The organism is Confluentibacter flavum (assembly GCF_002843175.1).
Lineage (GTDB): Bacteria > Bacteroidota > Bacteroidia > Flavobacteriales > Flavobacteriaceae > Confluentibacter > Confluentibacter flavum.
On the sequence record NZ_PJEO01000016.1, the window covers coordinates 72,406 to 92,239 of the forward strand.

Below are 19,834 nucleotides of genomic sequence, written 5' to 3' on the forward strand. Positions count from 1 at the left end.
AACTATTCTAACTAAAAACTTGATTAAAAATCTGTAATGATTTAGGTGTTTTAAAACTTCCTAGATGCAATTCGAAATAAAGTAATAACATATTTAAAAATAATTGCCTTTGTTTAGCGTTTATTTTGATTTCGGATAAATTATCAAAACTTGTGTTTAAAAGTATTTTTAAAAGTCCCAAATTTTCGCCAGAAATGGCATATTTGCTAGACGGGTTGAATTCAAATTTGCCATCTTGAAGATTAAAATAATCGTATTCCAGATTATTAACTTCTGGATAAAACCCTAAATATTTTGTTAGCTTTAATAAAAAAAGTAAATGAAAATTAGCATATTCTTCATGGGAATCAAACCATAACAAAGAGGTTTCTAAATAACTAAAAAGGGTTTCGTTTTGTTCTTCTTCTTTCAAAGTGCTTGACAATACTTCGGACAAAAACATAACGACCGCACTTTTCACAACATTAGTGTGCAAACTGCTATACAAATGATTTAATTTTACTTCTTTTATGGTGTGCAGGGAACGATTGGTTTTATAATCTACCACAATCGTTAATTGGGAAAGCAATTGAAAATATGCCGTTTGAACCGCGCCTTTTTTGCTTTTTAAAACACCTTTTAATAAAAAACTGAGCATGCCATAGTGCTGTGTGTAGCATTTTACAATGAGATCGTTATCGCTATACTTTAATTTGGAAATAACAATGGCATTTGTAGAGACTAACATTACCTAACAACCATTAATTTTAGCACTTTTGTTTCAAACGTATCCAAATCTGATAACATAACCAGATACACTCCCGATTTTACCACATTATTAGCAAGATTTTTACCATTCCAAAATGCTGTACCACCATCAATTTCTAAATTATATCCTCTGTATCTCAAATTTATTCTTGATTGAGCTTCAGCTACCAGATTGCCTTCTATATCGGTGATTTTAATATTTATGTTTTCAGAAATATCTTTAATTTTTACACGGTCTTCGGTAATATTAAATGTTGGTCTTACTGGATTTGGGTACACATGAGCTGCTTGCAATGTTTCCTGTGTTCCAGAACTTCCAGAACGAAAGGACAACAATCCTTTGCTTGTTGCTATATAAACCGTACCATTGGTTTGGTCTATCGACACATCGGTTATTTCATTTGATGGCAAAGGGGAATTGTCTGTTGTAAAATGAAAGATGGTTTTTTGTCCATCAGACGACAAATAAAAGATTCCGGAGCTTACTGTTCCTATCCATTTATTGTTGGAGCCATCAACTTCTATATCTGTAATTATCTGTTGAAAAAGAAGTTCTTTAGCAATCCCATCTTCAGAAATAATAATCTCGTCAACGCTTATATCATCATCTTCAAAAAAACTGGTTGTATTATAAAGCACCCTTAATCCTCTATAAGTCCCTATCCAAAGCTGATTTCTTTTATCCAAAGCCAATGCCGTTACATAACTAGAAGGCATATTTTCTTCTTCTCTAAATAATTTTTTTATATTGAAACTATTGCCGCTTTCTTTAAATCCAATAAAGCCATGTTCGTAACTGGCTATCCATTTGGTGCCATTATCTCCAATAACCATATCGCCATAACCTAAGTTTCTATCTTGAATAATATCTGTAAAACTGTATGATCGCCATTGACTAGTTGTTGGGTTATATGATTTTAAAGGTTTATCGATTAGACTCGTCACCGTCCACAATAGCCCTGCGCTATCAAATTTAGAAGGCCCAACTCTAATATCAACGTAATTGGGGTCTGAGGGCAAAACTAAAGATTCCAAATCACTATTGGTTTGATTGTATAATGTGGTAGGGACTTCTTCATTAACTTCTAATAGCCCATTGAAAAAGGAACTTATAAACACTTGGTTATTATTAAAAGGATTTATAGAAATAGCATTTAAACATCTAGCATTTAAAGCGGCACTATATGGTGTGTTTATCCATTCATCTCCTTTTAAATGACTAAAGCCAAGACTGTTTAAGGGATACGGATTGAAAAAAATGTCATAATCACCAAAAGTAACCCAAAGATTATTGGGCGTTGCCTGAATTGAAAAAGGTGTATTAAGTAATGGCCCTTCGGGATGTACCTCTTCAAAATCCACTGGGCTTGATATCAAGGTTTTTAACACACCAAAGTCTTTGGTTCCTATATATATATATTCAGAATCTGTAGTAGCCGATGTAAATTGTGTATTAAATGAAGGTATAACCGATGCTTGGGATAGCAAGTCAAAATTAGAATCATAAATAAAAACATTGTTTATTGTAGTAAGTATTAAAAGGCCATTAACCGCTCTAACATCTAGGGGAGGATTAGCATATTGAAACAATTGTGACAATGTGTTATTGGTAATTTGAAATATCCTGTTATCAGTTCTTGTTGTGAACAATTTGTCTTCTAAAGTTTCAATGGCTGAAAAACTTCCTGAAACAATGGTTTGCCAATTTTGATAATCTATTAAATTAGGACTGGAAACCTGAGCTTTTCTAATTCCATTACTTCCTAAACACGAGGCATAAATCTCGTCACCAATAATAGCTGTTTGACTTACTTGGATTTGCGCTCCTGAATTCCCAATAAAATACGTGTCGCCAAATTCCAATCGGTCTAAATTAAAAACAGAAATACCATAATTTGTAGATATATAAACCACGTTTTGATATGCATTAAAATGGTTTATTCTTTTACTATTGGGCGGTATAGTTGGTTTGTCCACAATGTCATTGATTGTAAGTACGTTTTCATCATTATCAAATACAATCTCAATTAACCCGTTTTCATAGCCAACGATTAGCAATTCATACGTATCACTATAATATATGATTGATATATTTTCACCCGATAATCCGTGGATTGTTGTTAGCTGCTCTAGTTCATTGGTTTGCTTGTTATAACTAAAAATGGCATTTTGAGCAGCTGCATAAATTTTAGTATCGCTTTCTACGATATCTTTTATACTATAAAAAGAAAAATGACCTTCCCATAAGGTTGAAAAATCTTGGGCAAATTGTAAAAATGGGAAAAAGTAAATTACTAAGACAAAAACTCTTTTAAACATAGGTTATTTTTCTACACCCAAATATATTTATATATAACGAGTTTTGCTTTAAAATTATATAATTTAAATGAAATAGCTCCCTGTTTTATAGGAAGCTTTTGACAATAAATAACTTTTAGTTTATCATTTTTAAACGATTCCTTGAGCAAGCATGGCATCGGCTACTTTAACAAAGCCAGCAATATTAGCTCCTCTTACATAGTCAACATAACCATCTTCATCTTTACCGTACTTGATACAAGAATCATGAATATTAGACATGATTTCCTTTAATTTTAAGTCAACCTCCTCTCTTGTCCAATTAAATCGTAATGAATTTTGGGTCATCTCTAACCCAGACGTTGCTACGCCACCAGCATTAGAAGCCTTACCGGGCGCATATAAAATCCTCGCTTTTTGAAATACATGAACAGCCTGAATAGTTGATGGCATATTAGCGCCTTCACTCACACATATACAACCATTTTTTAAAAGTATTTCAGCATCGATTTCGGTAAGCTCATTTTGTGTGGCACATGGTAATGCAATATCACATTTTACTTCCCAAGGTGTTTTTCCTTTTACAAATATGGCATTTTTATATGTTTCCAAATAATCGCTTATTCTACCCCTTTTTACATTTTTAATCTGCATTATATGGGCTAGTTTTTCAGTATTTATGCCTTCTGAATCATAAATATATCCTGAGGAATCGGACATGGTTAGTACGTTTGCTCCCAATTGAATACTTTTCTCTACAGCATATTGAGCTACATTTCCCGAACCAGATACAACAACTTGCTTTCCATTAAAACCTTCCCCTTTAGTTTCAAGCATTTTTTGCGCAAAATACACGGTTCCATAACCTGTTGCTTCGGGTCTAATTAATGATCCACCCCAAGACAATCCCTTACCAGTTAATACGCCAGTAAATTCGTTTTTCAATTTTTTATACATCCCAAAAAGGAATCCTACCTCTCTAGCACCAACACCAATATCTCCAGCGGGGATGTCTGTATTTGGTCCTATGTGCCTAAATAGCTCACTCATAAATGAATGGCAAAAGCGCATGATTTCACCATCACTTTTTCCTTTAGGGTCAAAATCGCTTCCTCCTTTTCCACCGCCCATGGGCAATGTGGTTAAACTGTTTTTAAACACCTGTTCAAATGCTAAAAATTTTAAAATACTCATGTTAACCGTTGGATGAAACCGTAAGCCACCTTTGTAAGGTCCAATAGCAGAATTCATTTGAATTCTATAACCTCTGTTAACTTGAATTACACCCGAATCATCAACCCAACAAACCCTGAATGTTATGGCCCGTTCTGGCTCAACCATTCTTAATAAAATGTTTTTTCCATAATAAATTTCGTGCTTAACAATGTAAGGTAGTACAGTCTCTGCGACTTCCTCAACAGCTTGTAAAAACTCTGGTTCATCACCATTTCGTTCTTTTACAAGATTTAAAAACTCATTAATTATATTTTTCATAGAAAAAAAATGTATTGCATTTATTGATTTTATAATTTTTATGTGCAAATATACGTTGTATTTAAAAAATTACGATTTTTATTTGTGAAATTCATAATCAAAATTTCAATAGCTGATCCACCAATTTATTTAAATTTGATTATAGTATGAGTTTTTATATATTTGTTCGGGTAATGCCCCAAAAAACAAAACCTTATTATGCTTAACTTGAAATGTTTAGCTTTACTTGTTTGTTTACTTGCTATTAATCAGGTTTCCTTCTCTCAATTAGGGTTTTCCCATGAATTAGGGGTTATTGCTGGTCCAGTACAATTCCGTTCTGATTTTGGAGGTAGGTTTGAGGAACAAACAAACATGGGTAATTCTGGAATTGGTATTGGAATTATTCACTATATAAACTTTGCTTACAGCGCGGACTGTAACTGTTATACCACTGAAACCTATTTTAATGATCATTTTAAATTACGCAGTGAAGTATCTTGGAATAAAACAGATCTAGATCATCACGGTTTTTGGGTACAGGCTGATAAAGTCAGTATTAATGCTGATAAACTTAGAGCACATTCTGGAGTCGCTGAAAATTTTGATATTGGGATGCAACTGGAATATTTTCCTTTAAGTATTCGTTCTTTTCAAGCATTTGCTTATAGAATTGCCCCTTTTGTAAGTTTAGGCGTTCATTACACCTCATCCTCGCCCCAAGCAATGACAGCATATGGAGATGGAAATATTTACAATCCAAATAACATATATTCTTTTTGGTATAGTGATGATTCTTATCTTCCCCCAATCCCAAGTGGCCAGCAAAGAGAATACCCAATCAATTTAGACCAGCGAAATAATTGGTCTTTGGTTACTAGCGTAGGAATTCGATACAAACTTACCAAGCTTTCAGATTTAATGTTAGATTTAAGATGGCAATACTACTTTAGCGATTGGATCGATGGATTCAATCACGAATTCGATAACTATAATAAATATAACGATTGGCTTGTATGGCTTAATTTCGGTTATATTCTATACCTCTAGCACTCAAGTTCTCCTAATTAGCAAAAATTCAAATTAATTTAATAGTGCTCAAGAGTAATATTCATACCTTTAAGGTTATTATGTACAACACGAAATTTATTTTAACACTACTCTGTTTTTTGTTTCTATTTTCTTGTAATGAAGAACCTAAATTGGTTTTTAAAGAGTCTAGCTTTACAACCGAAAAAAACACGCTTGTTGAAGTTATTATCCCTGTCGCAACAGGAGATATAAGCATTATTGACAATATAAACTCCATTATTAAAACTCATGTTATAGAAATGCTCCGTTTGGATCCTTCAGAACCTATTACCATCAAAACCATTGAAGAAGGTATTGATACTTTTAATGATGAATACAATCGCTTTAAAGCTGATTTTCCTGAAAGCTCACAACCTTGGGAGGCACAAATAGATGGAGAAATTATGTGTCAATCAACCGAATTGATTAGTATATCACTTACATCCTATGTAAATACAGGTGGTGCCCATGGAAATTTAACCATATCCTTTTTAAATTTTGATGCCAAAACAGGTATGCCAATTAAATCCTCAGATTTATTTAAAAATATGGAGGATTTTAACGCCTTGGCAAATCGCTATTTTGAAAATACTATTGAAGATAAAGATATTCTTTTTGATCCTCAATCATTTAAATTACCTGATAACATAGGCTTAAATGACGAAGGCGCTGTATTACTTTATAATTCTTATGAAATAGCACCTTACTCGGAAGGCATCATTGAGTTTACCATCCCTTTTGAAAAGATAAATTCCCTTTTAAATTTTGATAGCACGCAATAAAGCCATAATGTAACCTATGTGCAACCCTTCATGAAATAGGTTAAACTGAAGGGCATCTTCAACATTTTTAAGTGTGTTTCCTGTTGTAACAACGGTGTATTCCTGATAATTTTGAAATACATCATTAAAATAATCTTCTTGGGTTTTTTGAATCGTTGGAAATAACAGTCCTTTGATTTCTTCTACTTCAGATAAAGTTACAGGAGCTTCTGGTTTAGAGCCCTTTCTATATTTTTCAACAAACTCATCACTCACCATAATAGGCAGTCCCGATAATTTATAAACAAGTATTTGTTGCGCAACTATCACATGTGCAATGTTCCAAATAATGTTATTATTAAACCCTTTAGGGATTTTGTTTAAATCTTCTAACGAATTGTTTTCTAATACGTTGTTTAAGTATTTTCTTGTATTTGGTAAAACTTCAAATATAAAATCCATGAATTTTAGTATATTATTTTCGATAAATATACTTTTTTATAGAATCATTTCTTTTATATTGTGGTTAAATTTTCTAGAATCCCATCTTCCAGTAAATGATAATATAAATAATATGAAAAAGGTATATTACCTAAAAAATTGCAGTACATGCATTCGGATTTTAAAGGGGTTAAACCTTACTTCAGACTATATTTTACAGGATATTAAAACTGAAGAGATTACAGTGAAACAACTTGAAGACATGAAAAAAACAGCGGGTAGCTATGAAGCTCTTTTTAGTAAACGTTCAAAACTTTATAAAGAAATGGATTTGAAAAATCAGGAGTTAACCGAACGCGATTACAAACATTATATTTTGGAACATTATACGTTTTTAAGTAGACCGGTCATCATAAGTGATGATGCTATTTTTATAGGAAATTCAAAACAGGTTATAGATGCAGCCAAAAACCACATAAACAATTAGTGGCACCCACAACCGTCATCGCCTCCACAAGATTTTTTTGATTTAGCAGGTTTCCAAAAAAACTTTCTAATGATAAAGGCCAAAGCGAAAACAATTGCAATAACAACTAATATGTTTTGTATTATAGTGTTCATAAGTCATTATTAGTCGGAAATCATTTTAATTCCTTAAACTATTTTAAAAATTGAAACGCTACCAATGCTACTATATAAGCAAAAGTGCTCATAATTATCAATTGTAATGCAGGCCATTTCCAACTGTTTGTTTCACGTTTAACAATAGCCAAAGTACTCATGCACTGCATGGCAAATGCATAAAAAAGCAACAGCGAAACTCCAGATGCAAACGTAAATAAGGGTCCACCAAGAATGGGGTTTACCTCGCCTGCCATTCTATTTTTAATAGTCTCTTCTTCATTGCTCCCTACGCTATAAATGGTTGCCAGTGTGCCCACAAATACTTCGCGAGCAGCAAAACTACTCACTATGGCAATACCAATTTTCCAATCGTAACCCAAAGGTCTTATCGCTGGTTCTATAGCACGACCTGTTATACCAATAAACGAATATTCTAGTTTTTGAGAAGCTACTTTACGTTGCAAATCATCTTCACTTAAATTTTGGGCTGCAAATTCTTTTTTCACGATCGCCTCTGCATCATTAAATTCTGGCCCGGGGCCATACGATGCCAAAACCCAAAGTAAAATAGAAATAGCTAAAATTATTTTTCCTGCTCCAAAAACAAACGATTTTGTTTTTTCAACAACCGTTAACACTACATTTTTAAATAAGGGCAACTTATAATTAGGCATCTCGATAACAAAAAATGTTTTGCCTTTAATTTTCAATATTTTGTTTAAGATGTAAGCGGAAATTATAGCTGTACCAAATCCTATCAAGTACAACAACATGAGCGTAAGTGCTTGGTATCCTAAACCCAAAAAACGACCTTCTGGAATAACTAAAGAAATAATAATTAAATACACGGGGAGTCTTGCCGAACATGTTGTAAAAGGTGTTACCAAAATGGTAATTAAGCGTTCTTTCCAATTTTCAATATTTCTGGTAGCCATAATAGCTGGAATTGCGCAAGCTGTACCAGATATAAGGGGTACCACACTTTTCCCACTTAAACCAAATCGCCTCATAACTCTATCCATTAAAAATACCACGCGACTCATGTAGCCACTTTCCTCCAGAACAGAAATAAATAAAAACAAAAACGCGATCTGCGGAATAAAAATAACAATACCTCCAAGCCCAGGTATAATACCTTCAGCTAATAAGTCAGTAAAAACGCCTGATGGCAACGCGTTCTTTACCCATTCACTTAAGGATGCAAAAATGCTATCAATAAAATCCATTGGTACACTGGACCAATCGTAAATAGCTTGAAAAATGGTAAGTAAAATGATAAAGAAAATGAAATAGCCCCAAACTTTATGGGTTAAAACCCTATCCAATTTTGTTCGTAAATCCTTAGCTTGAGAGAGATCTATAGTTTGTCCATTTTTAAGAACACTATTTATAAACTGATATCTTTTAATAGTTTCCTTTTGCTGTAATCGTTTTAAATCGGCTTTACTTTTGGTTTTAAAATTAGCTATGGCATCAATTTCATTTCTGTCTACTTTTCCGAAGTTAACATCTTGTGTAATAACCAACCAAAGCTTATAAACAAGCTGATTAGGGAATGCTTTTCGTAGATTATCAAAGTAGTCTTTGTCAATTTCAGACGTATCTAAACAAGGCGTTACAGAGATGTCTTTATAATTGGTTATTAAATTTTTTAAATGGTCTATCCCTTCATTTTTCCTAGTGCTTATTAAAGCTACTTTGGTGTTAAGACGCTCTTCTAAATGGTCAATATCCAAAGAAATACCTTTATATCGCATTCTATCTGCCATGTTAATGACTAGAATGGTTGGTATCTCTAAATCTTTAATTTGAGTGAAAAGTAATAGGTTTCGTTTTAAATTTTCGACATCACTAATCACAACAGCAACATCAGGAAAATCCTTATCGTTTTTATTAAGCAGTAGTTCTATAACTACGTTTTCATCAAGTGAAGACGCATTTAAACTATAAGTTCCCGGTAAATCTATAATATGAGCCTTAACCCCGCGAGGTAATTTACAAACACCTTGCTTTTTTTCAACCGTAATACCAGGATAATTACCAACTTTTTGATTAAGTCCTGTTAATGAGTTAAAAACAGATGTTTTTCCAGTATTTGGGTTACCAATTAAGGCCACATTTATTTGCTTACTCATAGTTCAATTTTATCAATTAGGATATGAGAAGCCGTTTCCTTTCTGATGGCCAAATGAGTTCCATTAATATTTAAATACATGGGATCTTTAAACGGTGCCAACTGAACAAGTTCAACATAATTACCAGGTAAGCAACCCATTTCAAGTAACTTTAAAGGTATGTGAACTGAAGAAACATCAGTAATAATACCGCGTTCGCCACGTTTAAGATGTGCTATTGTAATTTGCAAGCTTATTTAGATTGATTTTAAAGAAGCAAAAGTAATGTAAAAGTTTATAGTTACAAAGTTTCAGAGTTGCAAAGTTTCTAAGACTAAAAAACGCTTTATGAGAAAATTTACAACTTGAAGAATAAACAACATTCCACTAAACAACAAACCTTACTTTTCTTCTTTGAGAATTTCAATATCATCAAGCAAGCGTTCAATATCTTCAGCTTTTGTGCCATCATAAAAGCCTCTTATTTGTTTCTTTTTATCGATTAGCATAAAATTTTCAGTGTGGATCATATCAAAAGGCCCTCCATCTCCATTGCTTTTTACAGCTAAATAGCTTTTTCTTGCCAGCTCATAAATCTGTTTTTTATCGCCAGTCACTAAATTCCACTTCGCATCATTAACGCCTTTATCATTAGCATATCGTTTTAACTGTTCCACAGTATCAATTTCTGGGGTAACGGTGTACGACAGTAGCATGACTTCATCATCAGTCATTATTTCTTTTTGAACATCAGCCATATGACTCGTCATAATAGGGCAAATAGTTTGACAAGTGGTAAAAAAGAAATCCGCCACATAAATTTTATCTTTATAATCATCTTGGGTAATTGTTTTTCCGTTTTGATTAATAAGTTTAAAATCTCCTATTTTATGATATTTTCTTTGGCTTTGAATGGTGCTGTCAACCAACTCTGCATTAACCATCTCAGGTTGATATACAGGTAAAGGCTTATAAACATTAAGCGTCTTATAAATTATGGTCACAATTATGATAGAAATAACCCCAAAAACAATAGCAAAAATTTTATACTCTTTGAAAAATAACAGCATTAAGACAGATAAAAATTAAATTAATGCAAAAATACAATGAAATTGAAAGATGTACTACCGCATAATGGCTTAATTTCTTGTTAAAACACCTCACTATTTATAATTAGCTTTTTAAAGTTGGTTTAAAAGATTACTTTTGTGCGGTTATAAAAAATCGATTGCAGATATATGGAGTTTGTTATTAAAATATCACAGTTTTTACTAAGTCTTTCTTTGCTGATTGTCCTTCATGAGTTAGGGCATTTTATCCCTGCGAAATTATTTAAAACGAGGGTAGAAAAATTCTATTTATTCTTTGATGTTAAGTTTTCATTGTTTAAAAAGAAAATAGGAGAAACGGTATATGGTATAGGCTGGTTACCATTAGGTGGTTATGTGAAAATATCTGGAATGATAGACGAAAGCATGGACACCGAACAAATGGCGCAACCGCCACAACCTTGGGAATTTCGTTCTAAACCTACATGGCAACGTTTAATTATTATGTTGGGTGGTGTCACTGTTAATTTCGTTCTAGCACTCATTATTTACATTTTTATGGCATTTGCCTATGGAGATGAAGATATATCTGCTGCAAGTATTAAGGATGGTTATTGGGTTGAAAACCCATTACTTATTGATTTAGGATTTAAAACGGGTGACAAAGTTGTGGCGGTTGGAGACGCTAAAGTAGTTAATGAATCTGATATAAAATCTAATTTTTTAGCTGCTAAATCGATAACAATAGAGCGAGATGGTGTAGAAAAAACCATTGATTTGCCACAAGACTTTTTGGGCCAACTTTCCACAAGTAAAGACCGCAGTCTATTTGAACTTAGGGTCCCTTTTATGGTAGGCCAAGTCACTGACAGTTCAAAAAACAAAAGTGTAGATTTAAAACAAAGGGACGTTATAACCGCTATTAATGGTAATGAAGTAAAATATTTTGATCAATTTTCTGCTGTTTTGGCTACTCTCAAAGGACAAACCGTTACTGCCACGGTTTTACGCGATAATGAAACGCTATCCAGAGAATTATATGTAGATGAAAATGGTAAGTTAGGTATTTTTCCGGCTAACAGTCCAAGACGTTTTAGTGAATTAGGCTATTTTGATATTGTAAAAAAAGAATATTCGTTTGCTGAAAGTTTTGGTGTTGGATATGATAAATTTACTGGTCAGATAAGCTCTTATTTCGGACAATTAAAATTAATTTTTAGCCCGAGTACAGGTGCTTATAAAGGAGTTGGTGGTTTTAAAGCCATTTTTGATATTTTTCCAGATACTTGGAGTTGGCAGGCATTTTGGTCTATTACAGCCTTTTTATCTATCATGCTTGCTGTTTTAAATCTATTGCCAATTCCGGCTTTAGATGGCGGACACGTTATGTTTTTATTATATGAAATGATATCAGGCAGAAAACCAGGAGACAAGTTTATGGAATATGCACAAATGGTTGGTTTCTTTATACTTATAGCTTTGGTCCTTTTTGCCAATGGTAACGATATTTTCAAAGCTATTTTTAATTAATATTTTTTTAATTTTTGTATTGCAAAGTATAAAAATATATATATATTTGCGCTCGCAAAAGCGAAAAGCGACACTCCTCCTTAGCTCATCCCGATAGCTATCGGGAGGTTAGAGCAAAAGCGAGATAACGTTCTTTAAAATAATAAAACAAGTATGAATTATGTTTACATACTTTTTTCTAAAACACTAAACCAATTTTATGTTGGAGAAACTGTGGACATAGAAGATAGGATAACCCAACATAATTCTGGTTTTTATGATTCAGCTTTTACCAAAAAAGCTTCTGATTAGACTTTATATCATTTAATCGAATGTATAGATAGAGAACAAGCTAGAAAAATAGAAACCCATATTAAAAAAATGAAAAGCAAAACATACATTCAGAATCTTAAAAAATATTTTGAAATGAATGAGAAGCTTAAAAATAAATATAGTTAACACTCCTCCTTAGCTCAGTTGGTTAGAGCATTTGACTGTTAATCAAAGGGTCCTTGGTTCGAGCCCAAGAGGGGGAGCAAAACAAGAAAAGACTTTACAGAAATGTAAGGTCTTTTTTGGTTTAAAGCTTATTGTTACTGCGTTATCTGCACTCTTGCATTTTCTTCTAAAACGCAACTTGACACGTTTTTTCTATAAAAAAGGCACACTTTTCGGTGCGCTCCAATCTGAGCGGGTATTTATTTTCCTCAACAAATCGTCTAAAAGAGTATGCTTATCATAGTTAAAGGACATTTGGTTTATTCTAAGCATATTGAAAAACGACTACTGTTTTAAAGTTGGCGTTATTGAAAATAATTGAATTTTAATAGAAAATGTGATTTTAAGATTTTGAACCTAACCCATTTATTGAACTTGAAATACAAATATATTCCGTATGAAGGGAATAAATAGGCTAAAACCTTGTTCCTACTATATAGGGTGGGCTTTATTTTTACTAAGTACCTAAAAAAGCGCTCTGGTCTTAATAAAGCACCAAAAGTATATTTTATTGGGCTACCCATTTTTATTGGCTGATAAGAGATGCCCACCTTATTTTCTCCTATGTTTTGATAAAAGCCAGAACTTAATGTTTGTAAAAAAACCAGTTTTCTTCGGTTTTCTAAGAGGCCTGTTTTTAAAGCAAAATTACAAAGGACGTCATTTAACATTTGGTCTGAATAACAAATTGGAGCCATCGTTTTTAAAAGTTCTTGATGTATTCCAAACATTTGCTCTTGGTGTAATTTAATATAATTATCGTAAAGCCACTTTTCTTCTGTTTTATGAACTTCTATTGTGAAGTCTTCCGCTTCTTTACTATATCCCAAAACGCATCCATGATTGGCTGCTGAAAATTGTTCATATAGCTGTGTATTTGCCATGAGCACATGATCTGAATATGTGGCATAAGGTAATATTGAAAATAATAATCCGGAACGTTTGGTTTTCTCTTCAATTGTATAAATTTCTTTTAAGCCTAAATAATACCCAGAAATAGCTTTCTCTTTGTTGTAAAATTTATAAATGGATTCTTGCATGGTACCTCCCCAGCCAATGTCTACCAAAACCATTTCATTATATGTTTTACCATCCAACAAACTATTAACATACTTATCGAATACTTCCCTATTGGAAGCCCTATTGGTTTCGTAGAATGTTTTGAATTTACTATTACCCTTCAAAAGCTCAAAGGATTGAGAATTAAAGAAATTTTGAATAGTTTTATCAATATCTAATTGAAGATCTTGGGCTAGGTCCATTTTAAAATTTTCAGTACAATTGAATGTGTCTAGAAAACGACTAACGGACAAATTTTTATAATTCTTTTTTAAATAATTAAAATTTTCTTCCTCTAAAGGTTTAAATGAAATTTGTAAAGATGCTTGCCTAGAAATTTTAAGATAGTGTGTTTTAATAGCATTATCTGGTGAAAGCACAACGGATTCTTGATAAGCATCGAATAACTTCTTTAAAAATTGACCTTCACGTGATAGAAAAAAGAGGTCTTTAATACCTTCTTTAGTGCAGTTTTCGAACAACCGTATAATGAAAACATGATAAAAAATAATGTATTCCGTAAATGGCATGTATGGTTTTTTCCTAGTTTTCTTTCTAATGGACTCTATGGCGTTATTGAGATCTGTTTTATCGTTACCTAAATTGTTGATTTTATTCTTTAACAAATATTTTTTATGAGGCAATCTAAAGGCATTCATGCCTGCTTCTTTGGCTTTTAAGAAATCGCTACGTTTGTTGTCCCCAACCATCATAGCTTGATGGGCTTCTAATCCCAAACGATTGAGAATATCCGAATAGATGTTCCCACGGTGCTTACTTTTCCCAAGTTGAGAAGACGTGTAAACATCATCAAATAAGTGCTTTATGCCATGGTGTTCTAGAAGACTCTCAAAAAGTGATTTTGGACCATAAAAATCAGATATTAAAATAATCTTAATTACCTGAGCTTTGAGCGTTTTTAGGAATTCAATGGTATTTGGATTAAGATATTGAACCATTTGTTCCGATTCTAAATCGGCAAGTTCAAAAATCTGTAAAAAGGGCTCCTTTTTATTGGGAGGCAATACATTAGAATTAATAAGTCGTAGTGCTATTTCATTTTTTAAAACCTCATAAGGCAGTTCAACATCATCTAAACCGTGCTTTTTTGCAAGGTATTCTGAACTTGAAATCCTTGTAAAATAGAGATTTTCGATCGTTGTGTCTAGGCCCAGCTCTTTAATAATAAGTTTGGCCCAAATCCTTAATGTTTGGTTTGGGTGCACTTTTCTGTGAACTATAGTATCATAGTAATCTATAAAAAGTGTTTCAATGTTTTTACCTTTAACCTCCGAGAGTATGTTTTCAAATAATGACAATAATCAAAATATTAGATTGGTCTTTTAAAATTTCATTTACTTCAAATAATCGTAAAACAAATCATTTTGCTTTTGCTAAAAACTTTTTCTGTCAATAATAACTACTTACACGAACATTCAAAGCGAAATTACAATCCTTTAAAGAATGTATGAATTTTATTCATTAAAAGTAAACAAAAAACTCCCATAGAACATTAAGTTCTCGTTAAACTTAGATATTTAACGTTTACATAAATTTTATCTATTAAATATTCTGCAATTTGAATGGCACGCGTTGCGACTCCATTTCTCAAGCTTGGTTCAGGCTCAAGAGGGGGAGCAAAACATGAAAGACCTTACAAACATGTACAGCTTATTTAGTTACCTACAACCCTACTAAAATCTTAAAAAAGATTATAATAATATATGGCATTCCATTTAAACCTTTGTGCTAAATCTTTATCTAAGTATTATAATCATTAACGACATGTATACTACTCTAAAAAAAAAGACATTGTTTTTATTGTTCTTTTTTGCAATTATCACATTAACTAGTTGGAAACTTCCAATAAAAAATAAAGAAAAAAATAGCACCGTTTTTATTTCTCATTTTGAAAATATATTGGGAACCTCTTTTGAAATGAAAATAAAAACAACTTCAAGCAAACAGGCTGCCATTGCAGAAAAAACTGCTTTAAACGAAATAAATAGACTTTCTAAAATATTAAGTGCTTATGATGCACAAAGTGAATTCAGCATTTGGATGCGTACCCAAAACACTCCTGTGAAAGCATCTAAAGAATTTATAGAGGTTTTAGGTTTATTTGACACATGGAAAAACAATACCAATGGCGCCATAAATCCTGCTTTTGAAGTAGTAAGCCAAGTATGGAAAACTGCCGAAAACACTCAAATTTTACCCTCAAAAAACGATTTGCAAACGGCTTCAAATACAGCCAATCAAACGCACTGGAACATTGATTATAAAAATGGTACAATTACACATCTTACAAACGCGCCATTAAAACTAAATACCTTTGTGAAAAGTTATATTATAAATCATGCTACAAAAAAAGTAATGGCAAACACTGGTGTGGAAGGTATGGTTATGAATATAGGAGGCGATATTTTTGTTTCTGGCAATCAATATGAAACGATTGAAATTGCCAATCCAAAGGCTAGTGCCATTAACGATGCTGCTCTGGATATTGTTAAAATTCAAAATAAATTTATTGCAACCAGTGGAAATTACAAAAGAGGCCATCTCATTAAAGATGAATGGTATTCACACATCATTAATCCAAAAACTGGTTTGCCGGCAGATAACATTATCTCTGCTACTGTTATCGCCAACAATGCCACGGATGCCGGTGCATTAGCCACCGCTTTTAATATCATGACCATTGAGGAAAGCACACAACTGGCCAGACAGTTTCCAGATGTGGCATATCTAATCATTAACAAAGATGGCAACCGCATTGAAAGTGATAATTGGGAATCAGTTGAAGTAATAAAACAAAGCAATACTAATATTACCATTACAAAAGATGGCCAATGGGATCCAGCATACGAGTTAATCATCCATCTTGAATTGGCACAATTTAATGGCCCTTACAGAAGATCATTTGTCGCTATTTGGATAGAAGATAAAGACAAAGCCCCTGTGAGAAACTTAATGATTTGGTATAACAAACCAAAATGGTTGAGGGATTTGAAAGCGTGGTACCGAGCTAATTATGCAACTTTTAATGTGGAATCGCAAACCATTAATTCTATATCGAGTGCCACAAGGCCTGCTGGCAACTATGCTATTAAATGGGATGGTAAAAACGATAATGGGGAGTATGTAAATGAAGGCACCTACACGGTGAATATTGAGGTAGTAAGGGAACACGGAACCTACCAATTAATAACCCAAGATATTAAGATAAATAATAAAGCGAATAAAATTGAATTGGCTAAAAACCCTGAAGTAGCTTCTGCTTCTTTAGAAATTAAAAAGAAATAAAATGCCTAAGAAGTTTATAGCCAAATATTCAAGATGGCTACATATTTACCTTTCAATGATTAGCTTTATAATTGTATTGTTTTTTTCAATTACAGGGCTAACGTTGAACCATGCCGATTTTTTCCAAAAAAACACTTCCATTACACAACACAAAGGCATCTTAGAGCCGAGTTGGGTAAATGCCACGGACACACTTAAAATTAAAAAATTAGACATAGTAGAACACTTCAGAAACACATATAAAGTAAAAGGTGCAGTTGCCGATTTTAGTATATACGATAGTGAAATAAGTGTTACTTTTAAAGCACCGGGTTATGCTGCGGATGTGTTTATAAATCGGTCTGATGCCAATTATTCTTTAATGGAAACCAATCAAGGATTAATGGGTTTTATTAATGATTTACATAAAGGAAGGGATACTGGTAAAGCATGGCTGTGGGTCATTGATATATCTGCGATTTTAATGACTCTAATTTCGCTATCGGGTCTTATCCTATTATTATATATTAAGAAAAAAAGGTTGGCAGGGATTGTATTGCTTTTTACTGGATTGGTTATAATTTATGTTATTTACCATTTTTGGGGACAATAAAACCCCTTATAAATAAGAGTCAAAAACATAACCAAAACACAACATCAACCCTAAATCTGGTGAAGCTATAGTGTTTTTGCGGTTTAAATATTCCTTAGGATATTCTAGTTTACTTTTTAATTATCCTTTAATTTTTTCATTTGTTTTACTAGGCAATGCTTTAAAGCCCATATTAAACAGTGTAAATCCAAAAATATCGGCATATTCCTCAATCGTTTTGTTTACAGGAGTTCCTGCACCATGACCCGCATCGGTTTCAATACGTATTAATGTTGGATTATTCCCAGATTGCTTGCTTTGTAATTCGGCTGCAAATTTAAAACTATGTGCTGGTACTACACGGTCATCATGCTCACCAGTCGTTATTAAAGTGGCAGGATATGCTATGCCAAGTTTCACATTATGCACAGGGGAATAGCCCTTTATATAATCGAACATCTCTTTGCTTTGTTCAGCTGTACCATAATCGTATGCCCAACCTGCTCCTGCGGTAAATGTATGATAACGTAACATATCTAAAACCCCAACGGCTGGCAATGCTACTTTGGCTAAATCATGTCGCTGGGTCATGACGGCGCCAACCAATAAACCTCCATTTGAACCACCTCTTAAAGCCAAATAATTTGAAGAGGTGTATTTGTTATTTTTTAAATATTCTGCCGCTGCAATAAAATCATCAAATACATTTTGTTTTTTCAATTGTATTCCTGCATCATGCCATGACCGGCCATATTCGCCACCGCCACGTAAATTTGGAACAGCTAATATGCCACCTTGTTCCATCCAAATAGCATTTGTTATACTAAAGGTTGGTGTTAAACTGATATTGAAACCGCCATAACCATAAAGGATCGTCGGGTTTTTTCCATTAAGTTCCAAGCCTTTCTTATAAGTAATCATCATCGGGATTTTTGTCCCATCTTTTGAGTTATAGAAAACCTGCTTGCTTTCATAATCATTACTGTCAAAATCTATTTTTGGTGACCAATGCAAATTAGCTTTGCCTGTTTGCGGATGTAACGAATAAATACGGGTTGGCGTTTTGTAATTAGTGAATGAAAAGTATAGTGTTGTATCTTCCTTTTTTCCGGAAAAACCAGAAACTGTTCCTAATCCTGGTAATTCTATATCTCTTATTAATTTACCATCATAATCGTATTGCTTTACTTTAGATATAGCATCTACCATATATTCTGCAAAAAAATAGCCACCCCCAACTGAAACGTTTAATACCTTGTCTATTTCAGGAATAACATCTACCCAATGCTCTGGAGTTGGGTTTGAAGCATTAACAGTAACAATTCTTTTGTTAGGTGCATTTAAGTTTGTTACCAAATATAATGTGCTGCCATTGTTTTCAATAATGGATGTATTGGTTTCAGTATGATTTAAAACTGTTATAAATGGGCTGTTTTTAACTGATAAATCTTTAATTAAAAGCTTATTACCAGATGTTGAAATTCTAGGTGTTATAATTAAATACCTATTGTCTTCAGTGACATGAGCATATATATAACGATGCTTTTCTTCTGCTATCCCTCCAAAAATCAATGTATCTTCTTTTTGGGGCGTTCCTAATGTATGGTAATACACTTTATGCTGATCTGTTTTTGCTGAAAGTTCACTTCCTTTGGGTTTATCGTAACTAGAATAGTAAAAGCCTTCATTTTTGTACCAAGATAGTTGAGTGAATTTTACATCAATAAGGGTGTCTTCTGTAATCTTTTTAGTTTCGGCGTCCATGATTAGAATTTTTCTCCAATCACTACCTCCTTCAGAAATGGAATATGCTACAATACTACCATCTTTTGAAAAGCTCAAAGCATCTAAAGATGTTGTTCCTTCTATGGAGAACGTATTTGGATCTAAAAATAGCTCTTCTTCTTCACTCCCAATTTTTTTTCTGTAAACAACATACTGATTTTGCAAGCCATTATTTTTAGAAAAATACATATAGTTTCCTTCTTTAAAAGGGGAACCTATTTTTTCGTAATTCCATAAATTTGAAAGACGCCCTTTAAGTTCTTTTCTAAACGGAATATTATCTAGATAACTATTGGTAACCTCATTTTGGGCTTTTACCCAAGCTTCAGTGTCTTTACTTCTGTCATCTTCCAGCCAACGGTAAGGATCGTTAACTTTAACATCAAAATAGGTGTCTATACTGTCTACGGTTTTAGTTTGAGGGTAGTTTATTTCAATCACTTTTTCGTTTGATATTTCTTTATTACAAGCTAACAATATTACAAGAGCAAACATAGATAGGGGTATCTTTTTCATTATAAGTAGGTT

At 32.9% G+C, this 19,834-nt stretch carries 17 protein-coding genes and 1 tRNA gene; 8 read left to right on the plus strand and 10 right to left on the minus strand.

The annotated features are described in order from the left end of the window. Nucleotides 1-7 precede the first annotated feature (7 nt). From recO to gdhA, 3 genes are all read right to left on the minus strand, one after another. Nucleotides 8-727 (minus strand): DNA repair protein RecO, encoded by a 720-nt coding sequence (recO, locus tag CSW08_RS05450; RefSeq protein ID WP_106658899.1) that lies wholly within the window; start codon nt 725-727, stop codon nt 8-10. Then, nucleotides 727-3,066, minus strand: coding sequence for a type IX secretion system anionic LPS delivery protein PorZ (gene porZ, locus CSW08_RS05455; protein WP_106658900.1), 2,340 nt, complete (start codon nt 3,064-3,066; stop codon nt 727-729). Before porZ ends, recO begins: the two co-directional genes overlap by 1 nt. A gap of 129 nt (nt 3,067-3,195) precedes the next feature. Further along, complete coding sequence (gdhA, locus tag CSW08_RS05460; protein WP_106658901.1) at nt 3,196-4,539, minus strand: NADP-specific glutamate dehydrogenase; 1,344 nt, start codon at nt 4,537-4,539, stop codon at nt 3,196-3,198. Between the two features lie 198 nt (nt 4,540-4,737). Between gdhA and CSW08_RS05465 the strand changes: the two genes are divergently transcribed. Both CSW08_RS05465 and CSW08_RS05470 read left to right on the plus strand, forming a co-directional pair. Beyond that, nucleotides 4,738-5,568, plus strand: a complete 831-nt coding sequence (locus tag CSW08_RS05465; protein WP_106658902.1) for a THC0290_0291 family protein — start codon at nt 4,738-4,740, stop codon at nt 5,566-5,568. 80 nt (nt 5,569-5,648) lie between these two features. After that, nucleotides 5,649-6,371, plus strand: coding sequence for a DUF3298 and DUF4163 domain-containing protein (locus CSW08_RS05470; RefSeq protein WP_106658903.1), 723 nt, complete (start codon nt 5,649-5,651; stop codon nt 6,369-6,371). On the opposite strand, the gene CSW08_RS05475 is transcribed toward CSW08_RS05470, so the two are convergent. Further along, nucleotides 6,348-6,812, minus strand: coding sequence for a DinB family protein (locus CSW08_RS05475; RefSeq protein ID WP_106658904.1), 465 nt, complete (start codon nt 6,810-6,812; stop codon nt 6,348-6,350). The genes CSW08_RS05470 and CSW08_RS05475 overlap by 24 nt on opposite strands. Before the next feature lie 112 nt (nt 6,813-6,924). Here CSW08_RS05475 and CSW08_RS05480 point away from each other — a divergent pair, with 112 nt between their 5' ends. Further along, nucleotides 6,925-7,278, plus strand: a complete 354-nt coding sequence (locus CSW08_RS05480; protein WP_106659017.1) for an arsenate reductase family protein — start codon at nt 6,925-6,927, stop codon at nt 7,276-7,278. Here the strand turns inward: CSW08_RS05480 and CSW08_RS05485 are convergent. The 4 genes from CSW08_RS05485 to CSW08_RS05500 form a co-directional block, all read right to left on the minus strand. Then, on the minus strand, nt 7,275-7,412 hold the full coding sequence (locus CSW08_RS05485) for a FeoB-associated Cys-rich membrane protein (protein ID WP_106658905.1): 138 nt from the start codon (nt 7,410-7,412) through the stop codon (nt 7,275-7,277). The genes CSW08_RS05480 and CSW08_RS05485 overlap by 4 nt on opposite strands. A gap of 38 nt (nt 7,413-7,450) precedes the next feature. Further along, the gene (gene feoB, locus CSW08_RS05490; protein ID WP_106658906.1) at nt 7,451-9,550 is read right to left on the minus strand and encodes a ferrous iron transport protein B; all 2,100 of its coding nucleotides are present in this window, start codon (nt 9,548-9,550) and stop codon (nt 7,451-7,453) included. Then, nucleotides 9,547-9,780 carry a FeoA family protein gene (locus tag CSW08_RS05495; protein WP_106658907.1) on the minus strand — a complete coding sequence of 78 codons (234 nt, stop codon included), beginning with the start codon at nt 9,778-9,780 and terminating at the stop codon, nt 9,547-9,549. The genes feoB and CSW08_RS05495 overlap by 4 nt, the downstream gene beginning before the upstream one ends. Nucleotides 9,781-9,930: 150 nt before the next feature. Continuing rightward, nucleotides 9,931-10,599, minus strand: coding sequence for an SCO family protein (locus CSW08_RS05500; protein WP_106658908.1), 669 nt, complete (start codon nt 10,597-10,599; stop codon nt 9,931-9,933). A 168-nt stretch (nt 10,600-10,767) separates the two neighbouring features. On the opposite strand from CSW08_RS05500, the gene rseP reads away from it, so the two are divergent. The 3 genes from rseP (at nt 10,768) to CSW08_RS05515 (ending at nt 12,623) form a co-directional block, all read left to right on the plus strand. After that, entirely contained in the window at nt 10,768-12,108 is a 1,341-nt protein-coding gene (gene rseP, locus CSW08_RS05505; RefSeq protein ID WP_106658909.1) for an RIP metalloprotease RseP, read from the plus strand. A gap of 153 nt (nt 12,109-12,261) precedes the next feature. Further along, nucleotides 12,262-12,399 carry a GIY-YIG nuclease family protein gene (locus CSW08_RS18355; RefSeq protein WP_238987203.1) on the plus strand — a complete coding sequence of 46 codons (138 nt, stop codon included), beginning with the start codon at nt 12,262-12,264 and terminating at the stop codon, nt 12,397-12,399. Between the two features lie 150 nt (nt 12,400-12,549). Continuing rightward, a tRNA-Asn gene (locus CSW08_RS05515) sits at nt 12,550-12,623 on the plus strand. Nucleotides 12,624-12,890: 267 nt separating this feature from the next. On the opposite strand, the gene CSW08_RS05520 is transcribed toward CSW08_RS05515, so the two are convergent. Then, a complete protein-coding gene (locus tag CSW08_RS05520) occupies nt 12,891-14,963 on the minus strand; it encodes an HAD family hydrolase (RefSeq protein WP_106658910.1) in 2,073 nt (690 codons plus the stop codon). Between the two features lie 466 nt (nt 14,964-15,429). On the opposite strand from CSW08_RS05520, the gene CSW08_RS05525 reads away from it, so the two are divergent. Further along, a complete protein-coding gene (locus tag CSW08_RS05525) occupies nt 15,430-16,950 on the plus strand; it encodes a DUF2271 domain-containing protein (protein ID WP_106658911.1) in 1,521 nt (506 codons plus the stop codon). A 1-nt stretch (nt 16,951) separates the two neighbouring features. Beyond that, on the plus strand, nt 16,952-17,542 hold the full coding sequence (locus CSW08_RS05530) for a PepSY-associated TM helix domain-containing protein (protein WP_106658912.1): 591 nt from the start codon (nt 16,952-16,954) through the stop codon (nt 17,540-17,542). A gap of 120 nt (nt 17,543-17,662) precedes the next feature. Here CSW08_RS05530 and CSW08_RS05535 read toward each other — a convergent pair whose 3' ends face one another. Beyond that, complete coding sequence (locus tag CSW08_RS05535; protein WP_106658913.1) at nt 17,663-19,822, minus strand: prolyl oligopeptidase family serine peptidase; 2,160 nt, start codon at nt 19,820-19,822, stop codon at nt 17,663-17,665. Nucleotides 19,823-19,834 lie beyond the last annotated feature (12 nt).